The sequence below is a fragment of the Komagataeibacter kakiaceti JCM 25156 genome (assembly GCF_000613305.1).
On sequence record NZ_BAIO01000620.1, the window covers coordinates 1 to 1,218 of the forward strand.

The 1,218-nt window shown below is 61.9% G+C and carries 1 pseudogene; it reads left to right on the forward strand.

Annotated features, from left to right (window positions below):
* Positions 1 to 305: 305 nt before the first annotated feature.
* Positions 306 to 991: pseudogene (locus JCM25156_RS25760) on the forward strand (MotA/TolQ/ExbB proton channel family protein); the annotation flags it as partial.
* Positions 992 to 1,218: the final 227 nt, after the last annotated feature.

Consider the following 1,218-nt stretch of genomic DNA (forward strand, 5'->3'; position numbering starts at 1 on the left):
CCCCCGCGCCGCCAGCACCCCGGCCCGTGCCCCCGGTCATGATCCAGCCGGTGGTTCCCGTCATTCCCGCGCCGCATATCGGGCGTGACAGGCGCGTGTATCAGCCGGAAATTGTTCCGAAATCGATACAGGTGGATTGATTTTCAATGTCCGGGCTGGTCAGATGGCAACCAGGATTTGCAGGCCCGACCGTGGCCTTATTCGTCAGAGGATTTCATGTAAATGACCCGACACCATCGTAATATAGCCGTCGCGGCCGCGTTGCTGACCGCACTGCCGGCGTTGCTTACGCAAAGACCGGCGGCGCGGCCGAAGCCAACCCGTACGGGCTGGAAGCGTTGTGGACGAATGGTGACTTCATCGCCCGTACCGTGCTGCTGATCATGGTCGTGATGTCTGTCGGGACATGGTACATCATGCTGTCGAAATTCGTGGAACAGGCCCGCATGATGAAGGCGGCCAAGGAAGTGAAGGCGAAATTCTGGCAGGCGCCCGACATCCGTCAGGGCGCGGTCCAGCTCGATACCGCCTCGCCGTTCCGCTATATCGCCGATAGCGGCATCAAGCCGCCGAACACCACGAAGGCACGATGCAGGAATCCATCGACCTGCATTCATGGACCTCGATGTCCATCCAGCGCTCGGTGGATTTCATCCAGAACCGCCTGCAGGGTGGGCTGGCCTTCCTTGGCACGGTGGGCTCCACCTCCCCGTTCGTGGGTCTGTTCGGCACGGTGTGGGGCATCTATCACGCGCTGACGGCCATCGGCATCGCCGGTCAGGCCTCGATCGACAAGGTGGCCGGTCCGGTGGGTGAATCCCTGATCATGACCGCCATCGGCCTTGGTACGGCGGTGCCGGCGGTGCTGGGCTACAACATGCTGGTCCGCCGCAACAAGGGCGCGATGGATGAGGTGCGTGACTTCGCGGCCGACGTACAGTCGATCCTGATTGGCGGTTACCGCCATGAATCGCACGACGTGGCGGAATAGACCTTTACGGCATATGTGATCCGCGTTCGGATTATGGCACGGCAGGCACGCATTGCGCGTGGCCTGCCGTGTTCGGGTCGGGGGCGGATTGATTGATGGGCGGTCGGGGTCCATCGTAACGCCCTGGCCGATCACTCGGGCCATGACCCGTTCATGGAAGGATATCCAGTTGAAAAACATCACATCCAAATCGCTGTTCCGCCGGCAGGGCCGCCTGCTGGCCGGGA